This window comes from Noviherbaspirillum aerium (assembly GCF_008929045.1).
Lineage (GTDB): Bacteria > Pseudomonadota > Gammaproteobacteria > Burkholderiales > Burkholderiaceae_D > Noviherbaspirillum > Noviherbaspirillum aerium.
Genome location: NZ_VFAH01000008.1, coordinates 240,960 through 266,388, shown reverse-complemented (window position 1 = coordinate 266,388; position 25,429 = coordinate 240,960). Strand labels below are relative to the sequence as shown.

General features: G+C 59.0%; 21 protein-coding genes. 15 read left to right on the top strand and 6 right to left on the bottom strand.

Annotation, left to right across the window (positions count from 1 at the left end):
- The first annotated feature begins 60 nt into the window (after positions 1-60).
- From FH061_RS14305 to FH061_RS14270, 8 genes are all read left to right on the top strand, one after another.
- The gene (locus tag FH061_RS14305; RefSeq protein WP_151636493.1) at positions 61-825 is read left to right on the top strand and encodes an ABC transporter ATP-binding protein; all 765 of its coding nucleotides are present in this window, start codon (positions 61-63) and stop codon (positions 823-825) included.
- Complete coding sequence (locus FH061_RS14300) at positions 826-1,539, top strand: ABC transporter ATP-binding protein (RefSeq protein WP_151636492.1); 714 nt, start codon at positions 826-828, stop codon at positions 1,537-1,539.
- 84 nt (positions 1,540-1,623) lie between these two features.
- The gene (locus tag FH061_RS14295) at positions 1,624-2,202 is read left to right on the top strand and encodes a gamma carbonic anhydrase family protein (protein WP_151636491.1); all 579 of its coding nucleotides are present in this window, start codon (positions 1,624-1,626) and stop codon (positions 2,200-2,202) included.
- A gap of 193 nt (positions 2,203-2,395) precedes the next feature.
- Entirely contained in the window at positions 2,396-3,613 is a 1,218-nt protein-coding gene (locus tag FH061_RS14290; RefSeq protein ID WP_151636490.1) for an ABC transporter substrate-binding protein, read from the top strand.
- 247 nt (positions 3,614-3,860) lie between these two features.
- Positions 3,861-5,939 (top strand): 3-hydroxyacyl-CoA dehydrogenase NAD-binding domain-containing protein, encoded by a 2,079-nt coding sequence (locus FH061_RS14285; protein WP_151636489.1) that lies wholly within the window; start codon positions 3,861-3,863, stop codon positions 5,937-5,939.
- Between the two features lie 363 nt (positions 5,940-6,302).
- On the top strand, positions 6,303-6,695 hold the full coding sequence (locus FH061_RS14280; RefSeq protein ID WP_151636488.1) for a response regulator: 393 nt from the start codon (positions 6,303-6,305) through the stop codon (positions 6,693-6,695).
- Positions 6,692-8,539, top strand: a complete 1,848-nt coding sequence (locus tag FH061_RS14275; protein ID WP_151636487.1) for a putative bifunctional diguanylate cyclase/phosphodiesterase — start codon at positions 6,692-6,694, stop codon at positions 8,537-8,539. The genes FH061_RS14280 and FH061_RS14275 overlap by 4 nt, the downstream gene beginning before the upstream one ends.
- Before the next feature lie 103 nt (positions 8,540-8,642).
- Positions 8,643-10,082: a hybrid sensor histidine kinase/response regulator gene (locus tag FH061_RS14270; protein WP_151636486.1), complete on the top strand. Its 1,440-nt coding sequence runs from the start codon at positions 8,643-8,645 to the stop codon at positions 10,080-10,082.
- A gap of 182 nt (positions 10,083-10,264) precedes the next feature.
- On the opposite strand, the gene FH061_RS14265 is transcribed toward FH061_RS14270, so the two are convergent.
- Positions 10,265-11,056: a ferredoxin--NADP reductase gene (locus FH061_RS14265; RefSeq protein WP_151636485.1), complete on the bottom strand. Its 792-nt coding sequence runs from the start codon at positions 11,054-11,056 to the stop codon at positions 10,265-10,267.
- 248 nt (positions 11,057-11,304) lie between these two features.
- On the opposite strand from FH061_RS14265, the gene serA reads away from it, so the two are divergent.
- On the top strand, positions 11,305-12,504 hold the full coding sequence (gene serA / locus FH061_RS14260) for a phosphoglycerate dehydrogenase (RefSeq protein ID WP_151636484.1): 1,200 nt from the start codon (positions 11,305-11,307) through the stop codon (positions 12,502-12,504).
- 75 nt (positions 12,505-12,579) lie between these two features.
- Here the strand turns inward: serA and FH061_RS14255 are convergent, their stop codons facing one another.
- Genes FH061_RS14255 through FH061_RS14245 form a run of 3 tightly spaced genes read right to left on the bottom strand, consistent with a single transcriptional unit; the run spans position 12,580 to position 17,121 of the window.
- A complete protein-coding gene (locus FH061_RS14255) occupies positions 12,580-13,980 on the bottom strand; it encodes a SpoVR family protein (protein ID WP_151636483.1) in 1,401 nt (466 codons plus the stop codon).
- Positions 13,981-13,991: 11 nt separating this feature from the next.
- Positions 13,992-15,149, bottom strand: coding sequence for a DUF444 family protein (locus FH061_RS14250; protein ID WP_192805065.1), 1,158 nt, complete (start codon positions 15,147-15,149; stop codon positions 13,992-13,994).
- A gap of 22 nt (positions 15,150-15,171) precedes the next feature.
- Positions 15,172-17,121, bottom strand: coding sequence for a serine protein kinase (locus FH061_RS14245; RefSeq protein ID WP_151636482.1), 1,950 nt, complete (start codon positions 17,119-17,121; stop codon positions 15,172-15,174).
- Between the two features lie 622 nt (positions 17,122-17,743).
- Between FH061_RS14245 and FH061_RS14240 the strand changes: the two genes are divergently transcribed.
- The 4 genes from FH061_RS14240 (at position 17,744) to FH061_RS14220 (ending at position 21,247) form a co-directional block, all read left to right on the top strand.
- Entirely contained in the window at positions 17,744-18,649 is a 906-nt protein-coding gene (locus tag FH061_RS14240; protein WP_151636481.1) for a ribose-phosphate pyrophosphokinase, read from the top strand.
- 550 nt (positions 18,650-19,199) lie between these two features.
- A complete protein-coding gene (locus tag FH061_RS14235) occupies positions 19,200-20,153 on the top strand; it encodes an AAA family ATPase (protein WP_151636480.1) in 954 nt (317 codons plus the stop codon).
- 194 nt (positions 20,154-20,347) lie between these two features.
- A complete protein-coding gene (gene bamE, locus FH061_RS14225) occupies positions 20,348-20,761 on the top strand; it encodes an outer membrane protein assembly factor BamE domain-containing protein (RefSeq protein ID WP_404822470.1) in 414 nt (137 codons plus the stop codon).
- Between the two features lie 150 nt (positions 20,762-20,911).
- A complete protein-coding gene (locus FH061_RS14220) occupies positions 20,912-21,247 on the top strand; it encodes a hypothetical protein (protein WP_151636478.1) in 336 nt (111 codons plus the stop codon).
- 48 nt (positions 21,248-21,295) lie between these two features.
- Here FH061_RS14220 and FH061_RS14215 read toward each other — a convergent pair whose 3' ends face one another.
- Positions 21,296-22,375, bottom strand: a complete 1,080-nt coding sequence (locus tag FH061_RS14215; protein WP_151636477.1) for an alpha/beta fold hydrolase — start codon at positions 22,373-22,375, stop codon at positions 21,296-21,298.
- A gap of 62 nt (positions 22,376-22,437) precedes the next feature.
- Here FH061_RS14215 and FH061_RS14210 point away from each other — a divergent pair, with 62 nt between their 5' ends.
- On the top strand, positions 22,438-23,106 hold the full coding sequence (locus FH061_RS14210) for a response regulator (protein WP_192805064.1): 669 nt from the start codon (positions 22,438-22,440) through the stop codon (positions 23,104-23,106).
- Positions 23,107-23,117: 11 nt separating this feature from the next.
- Here the strand turns inward: FH061_RS14210 and selD are convergent, their stop codons facing one another.
- Complete coding sequence (gene selD / locus FH061_RS14205) at positions 23,118-24,176, bottom strand: selenide, water dikinase SelD (RefSeq protein WP_151636475.1); 1,059 nt, start codon at positions 24,174-24,176, stop codon at positions 23,118-23,120.
- Between the two features lie 183 nt (positions 24,177-24,359).
- On the opposite strand from selD, the gene mnmH reads away from it, so the two are divergent.
- A complete protein-coding gene (gene mnmH, locus FH061_RS14200; RefSeq protein ID WP_151636474.1) occupies positions 24,360-25,409 on the top strand; it encodes a tRNA 2-selenouridine(34) synthase MnmH in 1,050 nt (349 codons plus the stop codon).
- The last annotated feature ends 20 nt before the right edge of the window (positions 25,410-25,429 follow it).

The following is a 25,429-nucleotide window of genomic DNA, read 5'->3' as shown; positions in this document are numbered from 1 at the left end:
TGGCCACGCCTGGGGCGAGGTCAACACCGAAATCGAAGAACAGATCCGCAAGGGGGCAGCATGAGCGCCATGGCACTCGAACTCAAGAACGTGCGCAAGAGTTTCGGCAAGTCCGAAATCATTCGCGGGGCCAATCTGGCGGTGCCGAAAGGCGAGCGCTTCGCCATCATCGGTCCCAACGGCGCCGGCAAGTCCACGCTGTTCAACCTGATCTCGGGGCGCTTCCCGGTCAGCTCGGGCGACATCCTGCTGAACGGCAAGAGCATCCTCGGGCTGCGTCCGTTCGAGATCAACCGCAGCGGCCTGTCGCGCAGCTTCCAGATCACCAACATCTTCCATCGGCTGTCGGTGTACGAGAACCTGCGCTGCGCGGTGCTGTGGTCGCTTGGCTACAAGTACTCGTTCTGGCACCGGCTGAACGGCTTGAAGGATGCGCATGAGCGGGCCGAGGCGGTGCTCGAGCAGATCGGCCTGCGGCGGCGGCGCGACACGGCGGCCGGGTTGCTGACCTATGCCGAGCAACGCGCGCTGGAGATCGGCATCACCATCGCCGGCGGCGCGGAAGTGATCCTGCTGGACGAACCGACGGCCGGCATGAGCCGCTCGGAGTCGGATGCGGCGGTGGAACTGATCCGCAAGGTGACAGTGGGCAAGACGCTGCTGATGGTGGAACACGACATGAGCGTGGTGTTCGGCCTGGCGGACAAGATCGCGGTGGTGGTGTACGGCGAAGTGATCGCCTGCGACACGCCGCAAAACATTCGCGGCAACCAGAAGGTGCAGGAAGCCTATCTGGGTGGCCACGCACCGGCGGAGGCGGCATAAATGGCGGCATTACTGGAAATCAAGGACCTGCACGCGTACTACGGCAAGAGCCACGTGCTGCACGGGGTGGACCTGAACGTCGGCGAGGGCGAGATCGTGAGTCTGCTGGGACGCAACGGCGTGGGGCGGTCGACCACGGTGAAGTCGACCATGGGACAGGTGGACGTGACCGGCTCGATCCGTTTCAAGGGACAGGAGATCACGGGGCTCAAGGCTTTCGAGATAGCGCACCGGGGACTGGGCTACGTGCCGGAGAACCGGGATGTGTTTCCGACGCTCTCGGTGGAGCAGAACCTGCTGCTGGGCGAGAAGAAAGGCAAAGGGGGAAAGAGAAGCGCGCGCTGGAGCATCGACGACATGTACAAGATGTTTCCGCGCCTGAAGGAGCGCCAGCATACGCCGGCGGGAGTGCTGTCGGGAGGCGAGCAGCAGATGCTGACCCTGTGCCGCACGCTGATGGGCGATCCGGACCTGATCATGATTGACGAGCCCACCGAAGGCCTGGCGCCGAAGATCGTGGAACTGGTGGCCGAGTACCTGATGGAACTGAAGAACCGCGGGATATCGGTGCTGCTGGTGGAGCAGAAGCTGGCCATTGCGATGGAGATCTCGCAGCGGGTGTATGTGATGGGGCATGGCGCCATCGTGTTCGAGGGCACGCCCGCCGATCTGCGGGGGAATGCGGCCATCCGCAAGGAGTGGCTGGAAGTGTAATCCAGCAGGCGGCAGGCACGGGAATGCGGCGCGACGGAGGCGCCGCATTCTTCTCATGTTCGACATCCGTTCAAGGGAGACAGCATGGCATTCATCGGACCTGACGTGGTTCTGGAAGAGCCCGCCTATGTACACGACAGCGCGGCGCTTTACGGCAAGGTCAGGATAGGCAGGAATGCCTCGGTCTGGATGAATGTCGTGGCGCGGGCCGAGCACGCCGAGATCGTCGTCGGCGAATACACGAATATCCAGGATTTCGTGATGCTGCATATCGGCGACCGGACTCCCACCATCATCGGCAGTCATTGCTCGATCACCCATCACTGCACCATCCACGGCTGCACCATCGGCGACAACTGCCTGATCGGCATCAATTCGACCATCATGGACGGCTGCGTGATCGGCGATAACAGCATCATTGCCGGCCACAGCTTCCTGAAGGAAGGCACGGTGATTCCGCCGAACTCGATTGTCATGGGTGCGCCCGGCAAGGTCACCCGCACGCAGAACAATTTCGTGCGCAACCGCGTTAACGCTTATCTCTACTATCGCAATGCCCTGGCGTATGCGGCGGGAGATTTCCGGGCCTGGGCCGCAGCCTCCTTTCCAGCCGAGATCGCCGAGGAAATGAAACGGCTGACGGCGCTGCTCGATAACGGTTGAACCGGAGAGGCAGGACACTCTCCATCACTGCCGGCCTTGCTATGCGGCCCCATGCATTCGCTTTGCTCTTCCCTGTAAAATACTTTCAGGAAACTTTTGCCGCCAATTAAAATAACCTGGTGCGGCATTGCGCTCCGACCATCCCGGCATTTGAAGATGGTCCCACCCGGATGCAATTACAGGAGACAAAAACATGCGGATCACACGCAGGCGTCTGATGCGAGCATCATGCGCGCTCGCCATCATTGAAGCACTATCCTTTCCCGCACTCGCCCAGAACAAGGAACCGATCCGCATCGGGGTGTCCGGTCCCTTCACCGGCGGCTCGAGTCCCATGGGCGAAAGCATGCGCAACGGCATACGACTCGCGGTCGAGGAAATCAATCAAATCGGCGGCGTCAACGGCAGGAAGATCGAACTCGTCGAGCGCGACGATCAGGCCAACAACGATCTGGGCGCAAAGATTGCGGAAGAATTGACCCGGGAAAAGGTGGTCGCCACGGTCGGCATTGTGAACACCGGCGTTGGACTGGCTTCCATCGACGCCTATCAGAAGGCGAAGATCCCGCTGATGGTTGCCGTATCGACCGGCACCGTGCTCACCCGCAAATACGCTCCGCCGGCGGCAGCCGAAAACTATATCTTCCGTGTCGCGCCCACGCTCGACCTGGAGGCAAGGGTGCTGGTCGCCGACCTCAAGCGCAAGGGCATGCAGTCGCTGGCGATACTGGCCGATGCGACCGCCTATGGCGAGGCCGGTCTGAAGGCATTCCAGGAGCAAGCCAGGCAGGCGGGTTTGGATGTCGTTTCCGAAGAGCGCTTCAAGATCGGCGACCAGGACATGAGCGCCCAGGTTCGCCGGGCCAAGGCCAGCGGCGCGCAGGCGCTGGTCGTTTGGGGTATCGGGCCCGAACTGGCCGCCATTGCGCGCAACCGCAGCGAGGCCGGATGGAAAGTGCCGATGCTGGGCAGCTGGACCTTTTCCATGCGCAATTTCGTCGAACTGTCGGGCAAGGCGGGCGAGGGCGCCCTGATGCCGCAGACCTTTATCCAGGATTTCGGATCGAGCAGCAAGAACAGTTTCCTGCTGGCCTACAAGCGCAGCTTCAATACGGACCGCATCCCGTCGCCGATGAGCGCGGCCCAGGGCTATGACGGCATGCACCTGTTGTATCTCGCGCTGCGGCAGGCAAACTCCACCGACGGAGAAAAGATCCGGGCGGCGCTGGAGGATCTCAAAAGCCGCTACCAGGGCGTGATCACCAGTTACTACAAGCCATTCTCCAGGCAGGATCACGATGCCATCACGCAAAACATGCTGGTGATGGGTGTGGTCTCCTCCGGAAGGGTCGACTACGCCTATGCCGATGATCAGAAGCGCGGCGCCTTGCTGCGCCTGAAGAGCCAGTAAGGAAACTGCGAGCCCTAAAAACAGGCTGCAACTCGCGCACGACGACCGGGTCTATTCGTGGCCCGGTTTTTTTTGTTGAAAATAATACGGCCGTGCTTTTTTGCGGTATAGTTTTGAGCGTCGCACAATAACATCAGCCTCGATGAATCTTGCATTGCCGCCGACGACTGTGCCGCAAGACCAGGTTGGCTCACTTGGCTCAGTCAGTGGCACCGCGGATTCGGACATCTAATTTAAAGGAAGAGATATGACTGCCGAATACAATGTGAATGGCGCGGTCGCCGTCATCACGCTCAACAATCCTCCGGTCAACGGTCTTGGCCACGCTACCCGCAGCGCCATCGTCAACGGCATGAAGCAGGCGCTTGAGAATGACGCGGTCAAGGCGATTGTCATTACCGGCGCCGGCAAGGCCTTCTCCGGCGGCGCCGACATCAAGGAATTCAATTCACCCAAGGCGCTCGCCGAACCGACCCTGCATACCGTCATCAATGTCGTGGAAAGCTCGACCAAGCCGGTCGTCGCGGCGATCCATACCGTCTGCATGGGCGGCGGTCTCGAACTGGCCCTGGGCTGCAACTACCGTGTGGCATCGGCCGGCGCGCAAATCGCCCTGCCGGAAGTCAAGCTGGGCATCCTTCCCGGCGCCGGCGGCACGCAGCGCCTGCCGCGCGTGCTCGGACTGGAAATGGCCTTGAACATGATCGTGTCCGGCAACCCGGTGCCGTCGGAGAAACTGGCCAAGACCGGCCTGTTCAATGAAATGATTGACGGCGACCTGCTGCAAGGCGCGATCGCCTTTGCCAACAAGGTGGCCGACGTGCGTCCGCTGCCCAAGGTGCGCGACATCAGGATCGATTACCCGAACTACGAAGGTTTCCTGCAGTTTTCCCGCAATACCGTCAAGGCCATGTCCGGCCCGTTCCCGGCTCCGCTCAAGTGCGTCGAAGCCGTGGCGGCGGCCGTCACCAAGAAGTTCGATGACGGCATCAAGTTCGAGCGCGAACTATTCGTCGACCTGGTGCAGACCACCGAATCGAAAGCCCTGCGCCATGCCTTCTTCGGCGAGCGCGCCGCAAGCAAGGTGCCGGATGTGCCCGAAGATACGCCGACCCGTCCGATCAAGTCGGCGGCCGTCATCGGCGCGGGCACCATGGGCGGCGGCATTGCGATGAACTTTGCGAACGCCGGCATCCCGGTCCAGATTCTCGAGATGAAGCAAGAGGCGCTGGACAAGGGCCTCGCCACCATTCGCAAGAACTATGAAAACACCCTGAAGAAAGGCAAGCTGACGCAGGAGAAGTTCGACCAGCGCGTCGGCCTGATTACCGGCACGCTGTCCTACGAAGAAATCGGCCAGGCCGACATCGTGGTGGAAGCGGTGTTCGAGGATATCGGCGTCAAGGAACAGGTCTTCAAGAAGCTTGACGAAGTCATGAAGCAGGGCGCTATCCTGGCTTCCAATACCTCCACGCTGGATGTGGACAAGATTGCCAGTTTCACCAAGCGTCCCCAGGATGTCATCGGCCTGCATTTCTTCAGCCCTGCGAACGTGATGAAGCTGCTCGAGATCGTGCGCGGCGCAAAGACCGGCAAGGATGTGCTCGCGACTTCGCTGCAACTGTCCAAGAAGATCAAGAAGACCGGTGTCGTGTCCGGCGTGTGCGACGGCTTCATCGGCAACCGCATGATCGAGCAGTACAGCCGCCAGGCCGGCTTCCTGCTGGAAGAGGGCGCGCTCCCGGAACAGGTGGACAAGGCGATCGAGAAGTTCGGCTTCGCGATGGGCCCGTTCCGCATGGGCGACCTCGCCGGCAACGATATCGGCTGGTATATCCGCAAGCGCCGCTATGTCGAAAAGCCGGAAGTCACTTATTCCAAGACCGCCGATCTGCTGTGCGAGATGGGCCGCTTCGGCCAGAAGACGTCCGCCGGCTGGTACGACTACAAGCCGGGCGACCGCAAGCCTTATCCGTCGCAGGTCGTCAATGACATGATCATCAAGCACTCGGCCGATCTTGGCATCGAGCGCCGCAAGATCAGCGACCAGGAAATCGTTGAACGCCTCGTCTACGCGCTGGTGAACGAGGCCGCCTACATCCTCGAGGAAGGCATTGCCCAGCGCGCTTCCGACATCGACATGGTCTACCTGACGGGCTACGGCTTCCCGCTGTTCCGCGGCGGTCCGATGTTCTATGCCGACACCGTCGGATTGCCGAATGTCGTGATGGCGATGGAGAAGTATGCCAAGGGACGACACGGAGAAGCCTGGAAGCCGGCTCCGCTGCTGGCCAAGCTTGCCGCCGAAGGCAAGAGTTTCAACTGATCTGCGGTTCACCCTGAACCAAGAAAAAGCCCGGAGCACTCCGGGCTTTTTTGTTGCATTCCTGTTTCAATCTGTTGAACCGGCATCAACAAGTTTGATGATTATCAAGCGCTGAAAGTTGTCTTTGGGCAACATAACAGGAGCAGACACGTCTCTCCATGAATATGGGATACCGGGAGTAAAAACATCGGACTATATTCGAACGATGTGTCACAAGACATTTCTAACATTGCCGGATCACCGTAAAAATAACCCCGGAAACCTTCTGCCCAGCGGTTCGGAAGTTTTCCTGGAACGCTTTTCGGTCCCGGGAATGATTCAAGTCGATCGCAGACTGTGTCCGGGCGGTCGAAACAGGGTGATATGGAAAGTGTTTTCCAAAAGACGATTCTGATCGTCGACGACGAAGAAAGAAATCGCAGGCTGCTGGAAGTGTTTGCAAGCGCCGACGGTTACAGGACGCTGAGCGCAACAACTGGCGAACAGGGATTGCTGCTGGCGAGGAATGAACTGCCCGACCTGGTGCTTCTGGATCTGATGATGCCGGGCATGGACGGCTTCGAAGTCGCCAGAATACTCAAGGGCCAGGCCGAGACCGCCGGCATTCCGCTCATCGTCGTTTCTTCCCTCGACGATGCCGCATCGCGCGGTCGCATGCAGGTAAGCGGCATCGACAAGATCCTCACCAAACCCATCGACCGCTGGTTGCTTTCCCGCGCGATCGCCGAATTGATCCAGGGAGCGCGTGCCCGATGAAAAGAAAGCAGGTCGCAAGCCTGGATCGCGCCAACCGCATGCTGACCATGCTCAGTCGGATCAACCGCAGCATCATTCGTGCAGAATCACCGGATTCCATTTACCGCGACGCCTGCCGGATTGCGGTTGAATGCGGCATGTTCCGCTTTGCCTGGATCGGACTGGTAGATACCGCAACGGACCGCTTGCGCCTGATCAGCGCCTTCGGGGAGCAGTGCGGAAGCGACGAATCGCTGGTCGTGGCCGGCGGATTTGCCGACACCGTGCGCAAGAGCCGGCGACTTTGCATTTACAACGACCTCATGACCCTGGACGAGAGGATGGGAACGACCGAACTGGTCCGGCGCGGCTTTCATGCGATGGCTGGCCTGCCGCTGTGCGAGGATGGCGAGGCCGTCGGCGTATTCCTGCTCTACACCGACCAGACAGAGTGTTTCGACGAGACCGTCGTCGATCTGATGCAGGAGGTGGCTGACGATATCGGCTTCTCCCCGGGGCATATACTCAATCACCAGCGGCGCCTCGCAGCGGAATCGAAGCTTTACTACATGGCGTTTTACGATGCCCAGACGGGTATGCCCAATCGCTCCCTGCTTGAGGAACGTCTTCCGGCGATGGTCCGGAAACACAAGGCTTTGACCTTGATTGACATACGCCTGTTGCGCCTGGATCGTGCTGCGGAAGCGTTTGGACGCCACGCCGTCGAACAGATGCTGCGCACGGTGGCGTACAGGCTGGACGGCAGCCGCGGCGCGGACGGCTTCCTGGCCAGCATTGCCACGGATGAATTCGTCCTGGCTATCCCTGGCATGGCGGACATGAATGCGTTTGAAGCGTTTGCCGCTGAACTGATTTCGAAAATCGAAGCACCGGTTCCGGTCGGCGACAGCGAGGTATTTCTGCATGCATCGATCGGCGGCGTGCATTTTCCCTCACAGGAAAGCGAGCCGGCGCAACTGCTACGGCGTGCGCGCGCCGCCGCAGACCGCAAGGGGATGGACAGCGGCTTCCGGCTTTACGGGAAGGCGCTCGATGAAGGCGCCGAGCTTCGCATGCGCATGGAGGCCGAACTGCATCGCGCGCTTGAGCGCAAGGAATTCCTCCTTTATTACCAGCCCCAGCTGTCGCTGCTCAGCGGCGAAGTGCTTGGCGTCGAAGCTTTGTTGCAATGGAATCATCCTGAGCGCGGCATGCTTTCGCCGGGCATCTTCATTCCCCTGCTGGAAGAGTGCGGACTGATGCCGCAGGTGGGAGCATGGGTTCTCGACACCGCCTGCAAGCAGGTGCTGCAATGGCAGGAACAAGGTTTGCCTAGGCTGAGAATGGCAGTCAATGTCTCGGCCCTGCAATTCCGGATGGCGAATCTGACCGTGGTGGTGCGGCAGGCGCTGGCCGGCGCAAAGCTGCCAGCCGAATGGCTGGAACTGGAACTGACCGAAAGCCTGATCCTGGAGAATGCCGAGGCGACCATTCGTGCGATGCATGAACTGAAAGCCCTTGGCATTACGCTGTCCCTGGATGATTTCGGCACGGGCTATTCTTCGTTGAGCTACCTGAGGCGTTATCCGCTCGATCGTCTCAAGATCGACCGTTCATTTATCAACGAGATGATGAACCATTCAAGCAGCGCGGCGCTGGTACGTAGTATCCTTGCCATGGCGAAAAGCCTGGAGCTGATCACCATCGCGGAGGGTGTGGAAACCATGCCGCAGATGGAATATCTGCGTACCCTTGGGTGCGAAGAAATGCAAGGTTACCTGTTCAGCAAACCGGTTCCTCCGGAAGAGATCATCAGGTTGTTGCGCGGTGGCGCGACTCTTCCGTTACAGGGATCGCGGACGTAGGCGGAATTCGGGAAGAGCATCGACATTGCTTCGATGCGAAGTTGCGACCGGACTTTTGCCATTTGATTTTGCCGTTTGATTGGCCGTATTAGGAGACCCGAGGGTGGATGTTCAAGGCAGGACCCGGCACGAGGCGATCGAGATACTGATTGCGGAAGACAGCCCGACGCAGGCCGGGAAATTGAAATTCCTGCTGGAGGGGAGAGGCTACCGTGCACGCATAGCGGTCAATGGCCGCCTTGCTCTCGACGCCATTCGCCTGAGGAAGCCTCAATTGGTGCTGTCGGACATTCTGATGCCCGAACTGGACGGATACGGCCTGTGCCAGGCGATCAAGGCACAGCCGGAATTGCGAGACCTTCCGGTAATTCTCGTCACCTCCCTGATCGACCCGGAAGATATCATTCGCGGACTCGAATGCGGCGCGGATAATTTCATCCGCAAACCCTATAACGACGATTATCTGCTCAATCGCATTGAATACGTGCTGATGAATCACCGCCTGCGCGACGGCCAGCAGGACGGCGACGGCATCGCCGTGTTTTTCAATGGCGCGCACCATCACATCAACGCCGAGCGCCGGCAGATCCTGGATCTGCTGATCTCCACCTATGAACAGGCGGTAATGGTCAATGAGCAGTTGCAGGAACGCGAACGCCAGGTCAATGAGCTGAATGTCCGGCTGGCTCAGCATGCCGCGCAGCTTGAAGTCACCAACCGGGAGATTGCGCATCAGAATCTGCAGCTCGAACAGGCAAGCCGTCTGAAGTCCGAATTTCTGGCCAACATGTCGCATGAACTGCGTACGCCGCTCAACGCCGTCATCGGATTTTCCGAGGCTCTCAAGGGCGGACTGCTCGGGCCGCTCGCGCCGGCGCAGACGGATGCGATCGGCGACGTCTACGAAAGCGGCAAGCATCTGCTGTCGCTGATCAACGATATCCTCGACCTGTCCAAGGTCGAAGCCGGCAAGATGGAGCTGGAACTGGAGCCGACGGACGTACAGCGGCTGATTCAAAGCACCATCAACGTGTTTCGTGAAAAGGCATCGGTCGGCCAGATTCAGCTGCAGCTGCAAATGGAAGCGGTAGGCTGGGCCATGGTTGACCAGCGCAAGATGCGCCAGATCATCTATAACCTCGTGTCGAACGCAATCAAGTTCACGCCGCCGAAGGGCAGTGTCGTCCTGCGCATGTGCCTGATGGATGCGGCCGACATCCCGGCCGCGAAAATCGTGGGCGGTGAAATGGGGATTGCATCGTCGGTTTCACGCTTTCTCACGATCCGCGTGACCGATACCGGCATCGGCATCAACGAATCGGATTGCAACCGCTTGTTTCAGCCGTTTGTCCAGCTTGACAGCGGTTTGGCCCGCAAATACGAGGGCACCGGACTCGGACTGGCACTCGTCAAGCAAATGGTGGATCTGCATGGCGGGATTGTTACCTTGAGCAGCGAGCCCGGCCGAGGTTCCGAATTTACGGTGTGGCTGCCGCATATCGAGGCAGGCGCACCTGGCATTGGCATCGCCGCCTCGCATTGATGCGGAATGCTCTTTTAGGCTGTGTTTGAGAAGCGTTGCGAGCGGTTCAGATTGGCGCCGAGGAACGCACGCGTACGCAGGGTACGCCGAGCAACGCAGGCGCCAATCCGGATCGCGCAGCAGCTTATCAAACACGGCCTAGTCCAGTCAGGACGAAAACGCTCCAGCAGGCAAGCCGTGATTCACCAGTAATTCTCGGTAACGAAATGGCCGGGCAGGGCACGGCGCACCGGACGCATTCCGCGTTCATGCAGCAGGCGGCGCATGTCCTCGATCATCTCGGGATTGCCGCACATCATTACGCGCGTTTGCATCTCGGAAAAGGGCAGTCCTGCGGCAGCCTCCAGTGCCCCCGATTGCAGCAGCGTCGTCAGGCGTCCATGCAGCACTCCGCTGCCGGCCACGGGCTGATCACGCGTGACCGCGCGTATGACGCTCAGCCTTGCCGAAGACGGCACCGGCGGTGCGGATTGCAAGCTCTCGAGCTCCTTTACGAAAGCGAACTCGTCCGCATGCCGCACGCAATGCAGCAGTACGAGATTACGGAACCGCGTCCAGACGTAGGGATCTCTCAGCATGGAGATATACGGACCGATACCGGTCCCGGTCGACATCATCCACAAGTCTTCGCCGTCGCTGAAACGATCCGGCGTCATGAAGCCGAAGCACTGCTTGTCGAGATAGATCTGATCGCCCGCCTTCAATGCCTTCAAACGGCTGGTGAAGAGACCGCCTTCCACGATGATGCCGTAGAACTCCAGCAGGTCCGCCTGCTGCGGCGATGAGGTCATTGAATAGGCGCGCCAGACGATACCGTGCTCGTCCGCCAATCCCAGCCGCGCATACTGGCCGGCGGCAAAGGAATATTCGGGCGGCCGCGTGGTCGTAAACGTCAGCAGACGATCGTTCCACCAGGTCAATCCGGTAATGGTTTGTTTGGTTGCCTTGGCAGCGATCTGTTCTTCGTTCAACATCCGGTTCCTTTCCGTGACGGGAGCGGCGAGAAAAATTGAATACCAAACCCAAGTCATACCATACCAGAGGAATTGGATGGATTTCTTCGACTGGCAAAGGCGAGGTGCGTTATCAGGAATCCATAGCAGGGCCATGAACAATGGATAACCCGCGCCATGCGGCCAAGCCGAAAACGGCGTGATCCGGTGGCGTGGCTCGGGATTGGTATAAGATATATTGTAAATGAATCTTTAAACAAGGATAGCCAATGACGAAAATCGTCCTATTAGAAAAGATCCATCGCAGTGCTGTCGAGCATTTGAACACAGCAGGATTTACCGATGTCGTGCAGTTGCCGACGGCACTCAAGCCGGAAGAACTGAAGTCGGTGCTGGCCGATGCGGATGCGGTCGGCATTCGCTCGGCAACGCATCTCTCCGCCGAATCGCTCGCGCAGCTGCCTCGCCTCAAGGCCATCGGCTGCTTTTGCATCGGCACCAATCAGGTGGATCTGACGGCTGCGACCGCCCACGGCATCCCGGTATTCAATGCGCCTTTTTCCAATACCAGGTCGGTGGCCGAACTGGTGATCGCGCAGGCCATCCTTCTCCTGCGCCGCATACCGGAAAAGAATGCGCGCACGCATCGTGGCCAGTGGGACAAGAGCGCGCAGGGCGCCTATGAAGTTCGCAACAAGGTGTTGGGCATCATTGGCTATGGCAACATCGGCGCGCAGGTCGGCATTCTTGCGGAGAGCGTAGGCATGCGAGTCGCCTATTTCGATGTCGAGAGCAAGCTGCCTCTTGGAAATGCAAGGCCGGCTGCCACCATGGATGACTTGCTGGCCCAGGCTGACGTGGTAACGCTTCATGTCCCCGGCGGCAAGTCGACGGAAAACCTGATGACGGCCGAGCGCATCGGTGCCATGAAACCGAACGCGGTCCTGATCAATGCATCCCGGGGTGGCGTCATCGACATCGACGCCTTGAATGCGGCATTGCGCGAAAAGCGCCTGGCGGGGGCCGCGCTGGATGTGTTTCCGGCGGAGCCGAAAAACGAGAAGGAGGAATTTGTTTCACCGCTGCGCGGTCTGGACAATGTGATCCTCACGCCGCATATCGGGGGCAGCACCGAGGAGGCGCAGGAGAATATCGGGCGCGAAGTGGCCGACAAGCTGGTTCGCTTCCTGCTGGCAGGGACCACGCGCTGGGCTGTCAACTTCCCGGAAATCCGCCATGTGGCGAAGGAAGCACAAAGCCGCGTACTGCATGTGCATCGCAATGAGCCCGGTGTGATCGCACGCATGAACGCGGATTTCGCAGAGGCCGGCCTGAACATCGTCGCCCAGCATCTGCAGACGCGGGGACCGATTGGTTACGTGATGACCGACGTCGATGCCGTCATTCCCGGTGCGCTGCTGCAAAAGCTGCGCACCGAACCGGCCACCATACGCTGCGAACTCGTTTGAACCCGGAAAGCCGCCGTCCTCCCGGAAGCGGCGTCATTGACGCTGCGGGAGGGTATGCGGTTCCTCCCGCGCGATTCAGTTTCTCTTGCTGGTAACCACCCTGGCTTCGCCGCGGTCGCCGACAGTGTGCAGGGTGACCGGCCGCCGCCAGACTCTTCCGATATATTCCAGCACGCGTTCGGCCCGCCCCAGATCCACGCCACGGCCATCCGTCTGATGGTCATGGATCAGCTGGAGGCTGCCGTCGACATGCATGTTGTTGGCCGCAATGCGGGGTGCGCCGAAATTGAATTTCGGCGCAAGGATCGCTTCATGCACCGCATGCACATCGTTATCGGAAATGCGGATGTCGCCGTCGTTGCGCGCTTCATAGACGAACAATTCCAGCTTTTGTATCAGATCCTTCGTCAGATAATTGCGAACGAAGCTGAAGTCATCCTCTTCCTTCATGATGCGCCGCGCATTGTCGAGACCGTGCTTCTCGACGATGTCTTCCCACATCGAAAATCCGAGATGGTAGGGATTGACGGCGAGAGCAAGCTGCCGCTCGGCGGCATAGGGACGCACCACGTCGGAATGCGCCTTGATGGCAGACAGATACAAGTCGTGGGGCAGGAAGTCGGCTTCTCGCAGCAAGCGCGCATGCCAGTAGGAAGCCCAGCCCTCATTCATGATCTGGCAGGCGAAGACCGGATAAAAATAGAAGGATTCCTCCCGCACCGCCAGGAAGATGTCGCGCTCCCAGCCTTCGAGGTCGGGCGCATAATTCGCAATGAACCACAACAGGTCGTATTCCGGCTGCGGCGGAATGGTCGGACGCTTGCCGTGGTCGTGATGCTCGGCATGCGGCTTTTCGCCCGGCAGGCCGCGGAAGCGCTTTTGAAAGGCGTCCAGTTGCGGAGGCGCCTCCTGCGCGGGGCGGCCGGTCGGATAGAGCGGCCGGTGCAATTCCCGATTCACATCGATATGCGGCTCCAGCGCGAGTGCCGCATCCAGCACCGATTCGACGCGTTCCTGGCCGTATTCCTGGATGGCGGTCTCGATGCGATGGGCACGTGCGGCTGCCTGTTCGAGGATATGACCGCCCGCCATTTCCATGAATTTGGCGAAGAGGTAATTGTTCTTCGAAAAATCGGCGTGACCGAGCACATGCGCGGTCACCAGCGTATTTTCCGGCAACGTGTTGCCGTTGACCAGATAGGCGCGGCAGGGATCGCCCGGGAACATCACCTCGAAGATCCGTGAATGTCCCATCCCTTGCCGGATCAGCTGATGGATATACCGAATGCCGAACGACCAGTGATGCATGCGCACCGGCAGTCCATAGACGGCAATTTCCATCATGAAATTGTTTGGCACCAACTCGAAGTCGACCGGGTAATAGTCAAGTCCGAGTTTGCGCGCGAGTTCCTCGATCTGCGCCGAGTATTGCTTCAGCGCCTCGATCGTTTCCGGCGAATTGGTGGTTGTGCACATTAAACCAGTCCTTATTCGGATTCCTGTTGCACGAAGAACTTGCGAATGGCCTTCCACACGTCTTCATGGCGGGTCAGAATGCTGCTGCCGATCGGCGCGCCGGTGCGTTCGATCTCGCCGCACAGCATCTTCATCTCCGTTTCGCTGGTGCGCGGCGAGCCGGGAACAGTCTCGACGTAACCGACATAATTGAGCAGGCGGCTCAGCCTGCCCAGGTAGTCGCTCGCCGCGGCGCGGTCCTCGGTGAAATTCTCTCCGTCCGAGGCATAGAATAGATAGCCGTTGTACTGCGACGGGTCATACTCGCTTTCGATCAGCTCCAGCGCCATCTTGAACGCGGTTGACGCACCCGTGCCACCGGTGCCCGTGACATTGAAGAACTCGCTTTCCGTGAATTCCCACGCCTGCGTGGTATGGGCGATGAAGCGGGTCTCGACCTTGCCGTAACGGCGCCGGATGCCCTGCAATACGAAGAAGAAGAAACTCTTGGCCAGCTTGCGTTCGGCATCCGTCATGCTGGCCGACACGTCCAGCGCGAAGATCACCACGGCGTTGGTGGCTGGCTTGCGCCGGTGCACGAGTTGCTTGAAACGCAGATCCTCGTTCGTGAACGGCACTGGATTTTCCTGGGTGGCGCGGCGCTTCACCGCTTCCTTCACCGTGCGGCGGCGATCCAGGCGGGCACGCGCGCCGTGCTTGTCCCAGCCTTCGCGCACATATTCGTCGTCGGTGACGGCGGTATTGCGCTTGGGCTGCAGATCGGGCAACTGCAGCTCTTCCCACAGCCAGTCGATGATGTCGTCGACCTTGAACTCCAGCATCAGCTTGACTTCGCCTTCGCCGCTGCCGCCTTCGCCTTCGTCGCCTCCCATGTCGGGCTGGGCCTGGCGAAGGATGTCGCCAGGCTTGCCCTGTCCCTGGCCGGCGCTCGAATGCGACTGCGAGGGCGATTCGGACAGGCGGAATCGCGCATGCTCCAGCATCTTCACCGGAACCTGCACCGTCCTGTCCTGCGAGCCGGTAATGACATCCGGCCCCGCCACCAGGTTGGGAAGGTTCTGCTGCACTGCCTCGCGGACTTTCTCGTTGTGACGAAGCCAGTCGCGCGAGCCCCTGGAGAACAAGTCATACCAGGGAGTTTCAGCAGAGATCGAAATAAGTTGAGTCATAGGTTGCCCTTATGTGCAAGGATTACTCCTGCGCCATTAGCGTGGTGACGTAGTTGAGCGCCTCTCGTGCGCTGTGGCTGTCGTAACCATATTCCTCGACGAGCCGCTTTTCGACCACCGAGATCTTCTGGCGCACTTCCTCGTCGGGACGGGTGGTGGAGCTGACCAGTCGCAGCACGTCGCGGCGCTGCTCGAACAGATATTGCTGGACCGCGTTATGCAGCTGAGCATGGCTGTCGAGCGTAAATTTCTCGCCGCGCTTGTATGCGCCCATGGCCTTGCGCACCACCTCCTGACGGAAGGATTGTTTGCCCGAGTCCGAGATATGGATCTTTTCCTCGACCGCGCGCAGGAAACGCTCGTCGGGCTTGCGCTCCTCGTTGGTGATCGGATCCTTGATATGACGGTTGTCGAGGGTTGCTTCCACCTCGTCCAGATACTTGTCAAGCAGGTCCTGTGCCTCCTGTTCGAAAGAGACGAACAGCGCCTTGTGCACGTCTTCCTTGACCCAGCGGTTGTAGAAGTCCTTGCGCGCCAGCACCAGGTAATCGATCCATTTGCGCTTGCGCTTGGGATCGATGCGCGCATCGTTCTCGATCGAATCCTTCAGGGCCAGCAGAACGTCCATCGTCGTAATGCTTTTCGCATTGGACTGGATGATCGCATTCGAGAGCGAATTGATGACGAAGCGCGGCGAGATGCCTGCCAGGCCTTCATCCGGCATGCGCTGCTTCAGCCGCTCGGTTTCCGCATGCGCATAGCCGTCCACCTCTTCATTGGCGTAGAGCCGGACTTTCTTGCCCATCTCCAGTTCCTTGTCCTCGCCGTCGTGCAGGCGGGTGAGGATGGCGAATACCGCAGCCGCATGCAGCACATGCGGATCGAGGTGCACTTCGCGGAAGGCGGCTGCAGCGGAGGAAATCAGTTTCTTGTAAATCCGCGCCTCATCCTTGTAATTCAGCGTATAGGGCACCTGGATGATGACCATGCGGTCAAGCAGCGCTTCGTTCTCGCTCTCCTGAAGGAACTTGCGGAATTCCGCCAGGTTGGTATGCGCAAGAATGGTTTCATCGAGATAGATCAGCGGGAAGCGCGAGACCTTCACATTCTTTTCCTGCGTCAGCGTGAGCAGCAGATAAAGGAATTCCCGCTTGACCTTGAGAATCTCGATCATTTCCAGCATGCCGCGGCTGGCGGCATAGACGGCGCCGGACCAAGACCATGCGCGCGGATCGCCTTCATCGCCGTACTCTGCAACCTTGGACAAGTCGACGGAACCGACCAGATCGGCGAGATCGGCGGTGGTGGGGTCATGCGGCGCATAAGTGCCGATGCCGACGCGTCCCGCCTCGGAGATGAAGACGCGTTCCACCGGCATGCGCAGGAAATCGCCCTGATAATCGTTCTCAAGGCGCGTGCGGCAGTGCGGGCAGACCTCGCCCTTGATGTCGACCCCGTAGGTATCGCGGAAGCGCGAACGCAGGGAATGCGGCACCAGATGCAGCGGAGATTCATGCACCGGGCATCCCTGGATGGCGTAAATGGCGCCGGCTTCGGTATGACTGTACTCTTCCAGTCCGCGCTTGAGCAGGATCACCAGCGTGGACTTGCCGCCGGAGGGCGGTCCCAGCAGCAGCAGCAAGCGGCGGCCGACTTCGGAACCGGCGGCGGCGGCCTTGAAATAATCGACCACGCGGTCGATGGACTCGTCGACGCCGAACAATTCCTGATCGAACAGGCGGCAACGGAAATTTCCCTTTTCATCTTCTCCGCCCATCCAGCGGATCATGTCCCACATGTATTGATGCGATGTGCGCGCGGCACCCTGCGGATCTGCAGTCATGACTCTCTCGAGGAACTCGGAGAGCGTTCCGGACCAGTACGTGGCGCGATGGTCTTTGGTGAATGCGATCAGGCTGTTCAGAAGATCTTCTTGCTGCTCGGTACGATTGACTTCACTTTGCGTCGTCATTGCATGTGCTCCCCGCAGGTTCATCGCATGTTCAGGATGGACACACGATATCGGTTTACGTTTCTGTCGCGCTCAAGTTAAGTATAGGGCGCGCTGGAAAAATTAAATGATGAGGATCGTCAATGATTTCACGTGCATCCGGTGTCCTGTTCATTCGAGGTGCTCGCGCACATAAATCGTTCAAGCAAGATGCATGCAAGCACCAACACAAGAGGAAGCTGGTCTCCTGCAGACTAAAATCACACCGGTGCCATTCCTGTTTTCGGGACCGCTTGCGAGACCGCTTTCGTGCCCCCGAAACGCTTTCCGGGGCAGCGGAGTTTGGCCGGATCGAACCATGTGCAGGATCATTTGTGCAGGGGTATTCATCGCGCCAACCCAAACATTTCCTTTGAAAAAATTACAGGTAATACACGCTGAGTTATCCGAACGCTTCATCATTCGTAGTGAGTCGCAGGTATCTCCAACGATGCAAGGATCGGTGCGATGATTGATCATGCTCAAGTGTCATTGGCAGTGTCGTTTTGCTGCTGACAGATTGACGGCTTTCTGCGCTAACGCAGAGGCTTTGCGGAGCCCGCCGATAAAGTGGACGCAAGCAATAGTGCATAGGGAGTGTGCAATGATGTCGGTACTGTTTCCGCTGCCGGGAAACGAAGCGTTCGCCGCTTCGGTCTCCACGGCGATGGCCTGCGAACTGGGTGATATGGAGACCAGGCTTTTCCCGGATGGCGAATCGTATGTTCGGCTGCTGACACCGGTGAAGGACAGGGATGTGGCGCTGTTATGCACGCTGCACAAGCCGGACGATAAACTGATCCGTCTATATCTCGCGGCCAGTACCGCACGCGAACTCGGCGCGCGCAGCGTCGGGCTGATCGCGCCTTATCTTGCCTATATGCGGCAGGACTCGCATTTCAAATCCGGTGAAGGTGCGGCCTCGAAACACATGGGGCGATTTCTATCCGGGGCCTTTGACTGGCTTGTCACCGTCGATCCGCATCTGCACCGCCATCACTCGCTCGACGAGATCTATTCCGTTCCGACGAAGGTGGTGCAATCCGCCCCCATGATCGCAGCATGGATCAGGGAAAACGTAAGCCGTCCTGTCATTGTGGGGCCGGATGCGGAAAGCGAGCAATGGGCGGCAAAGGTGGCGAGCGCGGTCGGCTGCTCGCATGCCATCCTGAAGAAGACGCGCTATGGCGACCGCGATGTGGAAGTCACCGCGCCCGAAACGGGCGGGTGGGAAAACATGACTCCGGTTATCGTCGACGATATTGCTTCCACCGGCAAGACAATGATCGCCGCGATACGGCATCTGCGGGCGGCCGGCATCGCCCCCCCGGTATGCATAGCGGTCCATGGGGTGTTCGCCGATGGCGCCATCGAGGAAATGCGCGCTGCCGGGGCCGGCCGTATCCTCAGCTGCAACAGCATCGTCCATCCCAGCAACTGCATTGCGCTGGAGGAAGCAGTCGCCGTTGCCGCCGCCGAATTCCTGCCGAGGTTTTCCGCCGCCGCTTGAACGCGGCGTCAATGCCGATCTCGTCCTGGCCATCTACCTTGCATGACATGGGAGTCGTCGCCTGGCGGCGCGGTGCCGGCGACTTCTATTCCTGGGGCCCTATGCGCGCACAGGCAAATGGGCGTAGGAACATATGCGGCATCCCGGTGCCTGGCTTGCATTTGCGCAACAGCATTCTCCTACCGCAACCGGTGTGAAACGAATTGCCGCGAATTGCCGGTTTGCCGGTTTGCCGGATTTTCCTCATCAATCTTCACCTTTGCGGCGTTCCTCGAGCAGTTCTCTGGACAGGCATTGACATCCGCCCGTGTTTTCGTTGGAATAAAGACGCAAGTGGCTTGCGGGAAATCCTTGCACTTGGAACAAAGCTTGCATAACCATCTGTATGTAGGTTTGCAAGACTGTGTGCCCCTGCGTCTGCTTGCAAAAAGACGGCAAAGGCAAGTCGAAGCGCAGTAAAGTTGGGAAAACGCAGACAGGATTGGCATTCTGATTGTAAATTTTGCCTGTACGCCCCCTTGAAAGATTGCATGCGAAAGAGGAGTTATTTATGACGATTACACTCGCCCGCTCTCATCCAATCTATAACATGAAGGACGTTGAGAACGCCCAGGCCAGAGCACGTGCACTGAAATCGACTGAGCTGGACGCCTTTTACGAAAACATGCTTGAACTCGGTGCGGAACGATTCGTCACGACGCCGTCCTCCACCAACGCCCTGGAACCGCTATATGATGATTGCCCGAATTTTGGTGAAGTACTTGACGATCTGAAGCGTTACCTTGGGTTAGCCATTGCCGGCGGAGCGGGATTCAACGTGATGCCGGTACTGCTGCTGGGCGATCCAGGGGTCGGCAAGACGCATTTCGGCAAACGGCTTGCGGCGGTGCTCGGCACGGAGTTCGAGTTCATCAGCATGAATGCCTTGTCCGCCGGTTTCGTGATCACGGGAAGTTCGTCTACGTGGAAGGGCGCCAAGTGCGGCAAGGTCGCGGAGCGCCTGGTGCGCGGCAAATTCGCCAATCCCGTGGTGCTTCTCGATGAAGTGGAAAAGGCTACCGGCTCGACCCAGTCCGATCCGATGGCCGCGCTATACCAGTTGCTGGAACCGGAGACCTCCCGCGCGTTTCATGACGAATTCATTGATGTCGATCTCGATGCAAGCCAGGTATTCTGGGTGCTGACGGCCAACAGCCTGGACGGCATTCCCGAGGCATTGCTGTCGCGCATGGCGGTATACGAGGTGCCATCGCCGACTGCGGAACAGTCCGCCGTGATTGCCCAGCGGGTGTACGAAGGGCTGTTGAAGGAACTGCGCCTCAAGGACGTTGATAACGAGCTGACCGATAGTGTGCTCGGCAAGCTGGCCGACGTCTCGCCGCGTGAAATGCGCAAGGCCTTGCTCGACGGACTTGGCTATGCCGTTGCTGCGGGAAGATCATCGCTTGTTCCTGATGACCTGCGGCTCAAGTCCGAGAACAACAAGCGCCGGATAGGCTTCTGATTGCGGCGCATGCCGGACAGCCTTGCAGCTTGAATCAAGGTCTGTCCTGTAGCCGGTTTTGCGGCTTGCCGCTGTAAGGGAATGCGCTGTAAAGGAACGATATGCGGAAATTGATACAGGGTTTGGTGCTTGCCGCCTTCGCCATATTGAATGCAGGCTGTGACAATAAGGGCCGCCCGATTGAGGAGTTCGGATTGGACAAGCTGGAAAAAGGCATTTCGTCGGAGTCCGATGTGCGGATGGTCATGGGCAAGCCGGAGACGGTGTGGGAGGACGAGGACGGGACTCGCGCGCTGCAATATCCGAAAGGGCCCGAAGGTGTTCGTACCTGGGAGTTTGTGATCGACAAGTCCGGCACTTTGAAAGATTACAAGCAACTTCTGACACAGGAAAGTTTCGCCCGCATCAAACCCGGCATGACGCGCGATGAAGTGCGCCGCCTGCTTGGCAAGCCTCGTACCGTGGTCCAGTACAAGCTCAAGAATGAAGAAGCATGGGACTGGCGTTATCAGGCTGGAACCGACCATCGGTTCTTCAACGTGCATTTCGATATCACCAGCGGACGTGTTACGCAAACCAGCAGCCAGGACGCCAACAATAATTCATGAACCGGATAACGAAGCGAAGTCGTTTGAGCCGGTTCGGGCCTCCGCATCTGAAACCGGAAACTGCTTCCGGAGTCATACCTGTACATCCATGCTGCATAAGCGTCAGCGGACCGGCGATGGACAATTTTCTGCTTTGCTCTGGAGGTGGTAATGTACATATCTAGATTGACAGTGCTCGTCTCGGCACTTGCATGCGCAGGCATTGCGCATGCCCAGTCACCGGCATCGGAAATCCGTGAAAGCACGGATCCGGCACGCGTGGCTGACGTGGAGCAGCGGGCTGCAGACATTCAGGCTCGCCAGCAGGCGGCAAGCCAGAACATGACATCCGGTTCCAGTGGTTCCAGTGGTTCCGGCAGCAGCGCGTCAGGTGACGGCCGCAAGCACGGCAAACAGCATTCTGGACGGCAGTCCGGCCATGGAAGCAGTCATGGCGCGGGCCACGGCAGCGCCGCCGGCCAGGGTGGCGGCTCAGCGAACAAGTAAATCCGGGGCATACACCCTGCGTCCGTCATGGTCGCTCCGCCCGAGACATCAATGCCAGTCACGGGCGATGTCTCCGGTCCATTCAATTACTTCCGGCCATATTTCGGCGTGGGCATTGTAGCCGACCAGCGCGCCCACATGGGCAAGGGCCACTCCGGTATCGCCGTGGTAGGCGATCAGTCTCTTGACTGGACTGGCAGCGGCCTCGTGAAATGCGATGATGGAAGAGGGCGGGATGATAGTGCTTCGGGGATCATAGATGGCCAGCAATGGCGACACGACGTCCTGAGGACCGATACGCTTGCCTCCAATCTCCAGTGCCCCCTGCATGAAGGCATCGCGCCGGTAGAGACCGTCGACGACATCTTCAAACAAGGCGGGAGACATGGGGGCTTCATCAAGCGTCCAGCGCTCGACCAGGAGATGGCTGCGCATATGTTTTTTCGAACCCATGCTGGCGAACATGTCTGCGATTCGTTCCGAACCGAAGGTGGCTGGCGACGCCACCATGCTGGCCAGGTTGAGCACCGAACCGGGAATACAGCCAAACAACTGCGTGACTTTCTCAGGCTGTGGTCCGAAGGCCACCAAGGGCCCGAATGATCCCGACCCGCGCGCGAAATGCAGCGGAGACTCGACCTGCACCAGTCCGGATACCCGCTCCGGCCTGAGTGCGGCATAAATGGTGGCGAAGACGCCGCCAAGGGAATGGCTGTACAAGGATAAAGCCGCCGGACCGCCCTCATTGCGGATGGCGTCGAGGCATTGGTCGAGCATGTGCAGCGCATAATGCTCAAGGCCGAAATGATGGTCGGCCTCGCCGGGTTCCAGCCACTCCACCAGCCAGACCTGGAAACCTTCGTTGAGCAGGCGCTGCACCACGCTGCATTCCGGATCGAGATCCCAGATGTAATGACGCTTGATTGGTGCCGGCACGATGAGCACGGCCTTGCCGGTGCGCGGCTTGGCACTGTACCGGCGCAAGCGCATGCCCTGAGCCGACAACACAACTTCATGCGGCGTTTCGACCGGGCCGTAGCCCATGCGATCCATCACCGCGCCGCGGTTGCGACGGGTCCGGTCCATCGACTCAAACCACCAGCGTATGCCGGATGACATGGGATGCATGCTGTTTCCTCCAGGAGCTAAATCAAGATTGCAAGTTCTGCTTGGTCAACAGCGGGAAGCGATTGTTCAATTCCACAGGGCTTTTCGTCAAAAGCAATATTGCAGGCTCCGCGGCGTGGCTCTCCACGGAAGCAACGAAAGCGCTTGGCTCCGTGTTCCTGCTACCGGGAACGGCGTCTTCCGCCTACCGGCGTATCTCCGGCTGTGCATCTGCCGCCTCCGGGAACTTATTGTCCAGCGCGCCTTCCCGAGAACAGGACGATCGACTAGATGCTCCGAGCTTCATGCTTCGCTTTCTTGAATCTGATGAGCTCGAATTTAACTCTGGAAGACAACAACGACGGCCCCCGCGAATGCGGGTCATGGTCATCGAGGACAACGAGGATCTTGCCACATTGTTCTGCCACCTGCTTGAGGTGATGGGCTGCTCAACCCAGGCTGCCTTCAACGCCCGTACAGGTCCTGCGACCATTCGAAACAGCCTTCCAGACCTGGTGTTTTGTGATCTGAGGTTGCCGGGGGAGAAAAACGGCCTCGATATCGCCCGCGAGTTGAGAGCCGACCCGGTCTGCTCTCATATCCCCCTGATTGCCGTCACCGGCTTTGACGACCCGCACGAACATCAGCAGGCACGGCAAGCCGGATTCGAACTCATCTTTGACGAGCCGGTCAAGTTTGCGCAATTCCGGGCGGTGCTGAAGGGATATGGCAAGCAGGACAGGGCGAGATGATATTCAGTTCATCATCCTTGGACGCGCACGCCCGCGGGTCCGCCGGTAACTTCCCCGATGACCGCGGCATCATTGAATCCCTGTTCCCGGAAAACCGCCAATACCTGGTCGACCTTGTCTGCGCCGCAGGAAACCAGCAATCCGCCCGAAGTCTGGGGGTCGGTGAGCAGCGCCTGTTGCACCGGTGAAATTGAATCCTCGAGCAGTACGTCGTTGCCGTATCCCGCCCAGTTGCGGGCCGATGCACCGGTAATGAATCCCCGCGTCGCCAGGTCAGTGACACCGGGAAGGAGCGGCACCTTAGGCATGTCAATGCGGATACCGAGGCCGGCTCCGCGCGACAGTTCCAGCGCATGGCCCAGCAGCCCGAAACCGGTGACGTCGGTAAGCGCATGGACGCCGGAAAGATCGGAGAGGGCCTTGCCCGGCTTGTTGAGCTTGGTCGTATTGTCGATCATTGCCTGGTAGCCCGCGGCATCAAGCGCTTCCTTCTTGAGTGCGGCCGAAAGAATGCCAACGCCCAGCGGTTTGCCTAGCACCAGCTTGTCGCCCATTTTCGCGTCTGCATTCCGCTTGACTCTTGATGGATGTACAAGGCCCATCACGACCAGGCCGTAGATCGGTTCGACCGAGTCAATCGTATGGCCGCCGGCAATGGGAATGCCCGCCTCGGCGCAGATGGATTCTCCGCCCTGAATGATCTTGCCGATGACGTCAACCGGCAACTGATTGATCGGCATCGCGACCAGGGCCAGCGCCATGATAGGCGTTCCGCCCATTGCATAAACGTCCGAAATGGCATTGGTGGCGGCGATGCGGCCGAAATCGTAGGGATCGTCCACGATGGGCATGAAGAAATCCGTCGTGGCGATCAGCGCCTGCTCATCATTGAGCTTGTAGACCGCGGCATCATCCGCGGTCTCGATGCCAACCATTAATTCCTTGGGAACAGGGAAGCCGCTCGACTTCTTCAGAATGTCGGCGAGGATTCCCGGGGCGATCTTGCAGCCGCAGCCGCCGCCGTGGGAAAAAGAGGTCAAACGCAGTGCGGATGAAGGAGTAGCGCTCATGATTTTCGTAGAGGGAATAATAAGTGTCGGCCAAGGCGGTGATTATCGCTGATGTAGGCCGGCGCTGCAGTCGGCTTTCTGCCGGTCGGGCGGTTGAGGAAGGTGATACGGAAACCGTTCCGGCCGGCCTCAAAGTCGATGAATCATGAAGGGATCGGGCTGAAACCCTTTACAATGCGCGGTATGTACGATTTCAAATCCTTTGACCTGATCATCGACGCCCGCAGTCCGCGGGAATTCGATGAAGACCACATTCCCGGCGCAGTCAACCTGCCAGTTGTCGACAATGCGGAATTCGCGGAGGTCGGCACACTGCACCGGACGAATCCGCTTGCGGCCTACCAGTTGGGCGCGCGTTATTCGCTTCAGAATATCGCCCGGCATATTGAAACCCACCTTTCGCAGTACGGCAACAGGAGCCGTATCCTGGTGTACTGCTTCCGCGGCGGCAAGCGCAGCAAGGTATGGCAGGATGTGCTGGAAACGATCGGTTATCGGGTGGAGCGTGTCAAGGGCGGCTGGAAAGCGTACCGCCGCTGGGTCAATGAACAACTTGGCATCGTGCCTTCCCGGTTTCACTATATCGTCGTGTCTGGTCCAACCGGCTGCGGCAAGACCCGCCTGTTGACAGCATTGCAAGACAACGGCGCTCAGGTGCTTGATCTTGAGGATCTTGCAACGCACCGTGGCTCCATCATCGGTGCGGTCCCGGGCAAGCAGCAGCCTACGCAAAAACTGTTCGACAGCCGGCTGCTTGAACGGCTTTCCACATTCGACAGCACACGGCCTGTCTGGGTGGAATCCGAAAGCAAGAAAATCGGACAGGTACAGTTGCCTGATGCGTTGCTCAACACCATGCGCGCAGGCACGACGATCTCGATCGATGCGCCGATGGCGCAGCGCGTACAGCTGCTGCGCGAAGAATATGCCCATTTCGAAGAGGATCCGGGATCGTTGATCGAGCGCCTGCGATACCTGCGTTCGCTGGTTGGCGGCGAGGAATTCGAACGGTGGGAAAGCCTGGCGTCACAAAAGAATGTGCCGGAGTTGTTCGAGCGCCTGATGCGGCATCATTATGATCCAACCTATCGGCGCTCGATTCTGCGCAATTATCCGGAGATCGATGCGTCTCCGAAAATCATGCTTGATGGCTTGTCGATGGCGCAACTTGACCCGGTTGCCCGGGAATTGATTGCGCGTATCGAACAAGTCGCTGTCGCTGTAGAAACCTGATTGAAGCCCGTAAAAAAGCC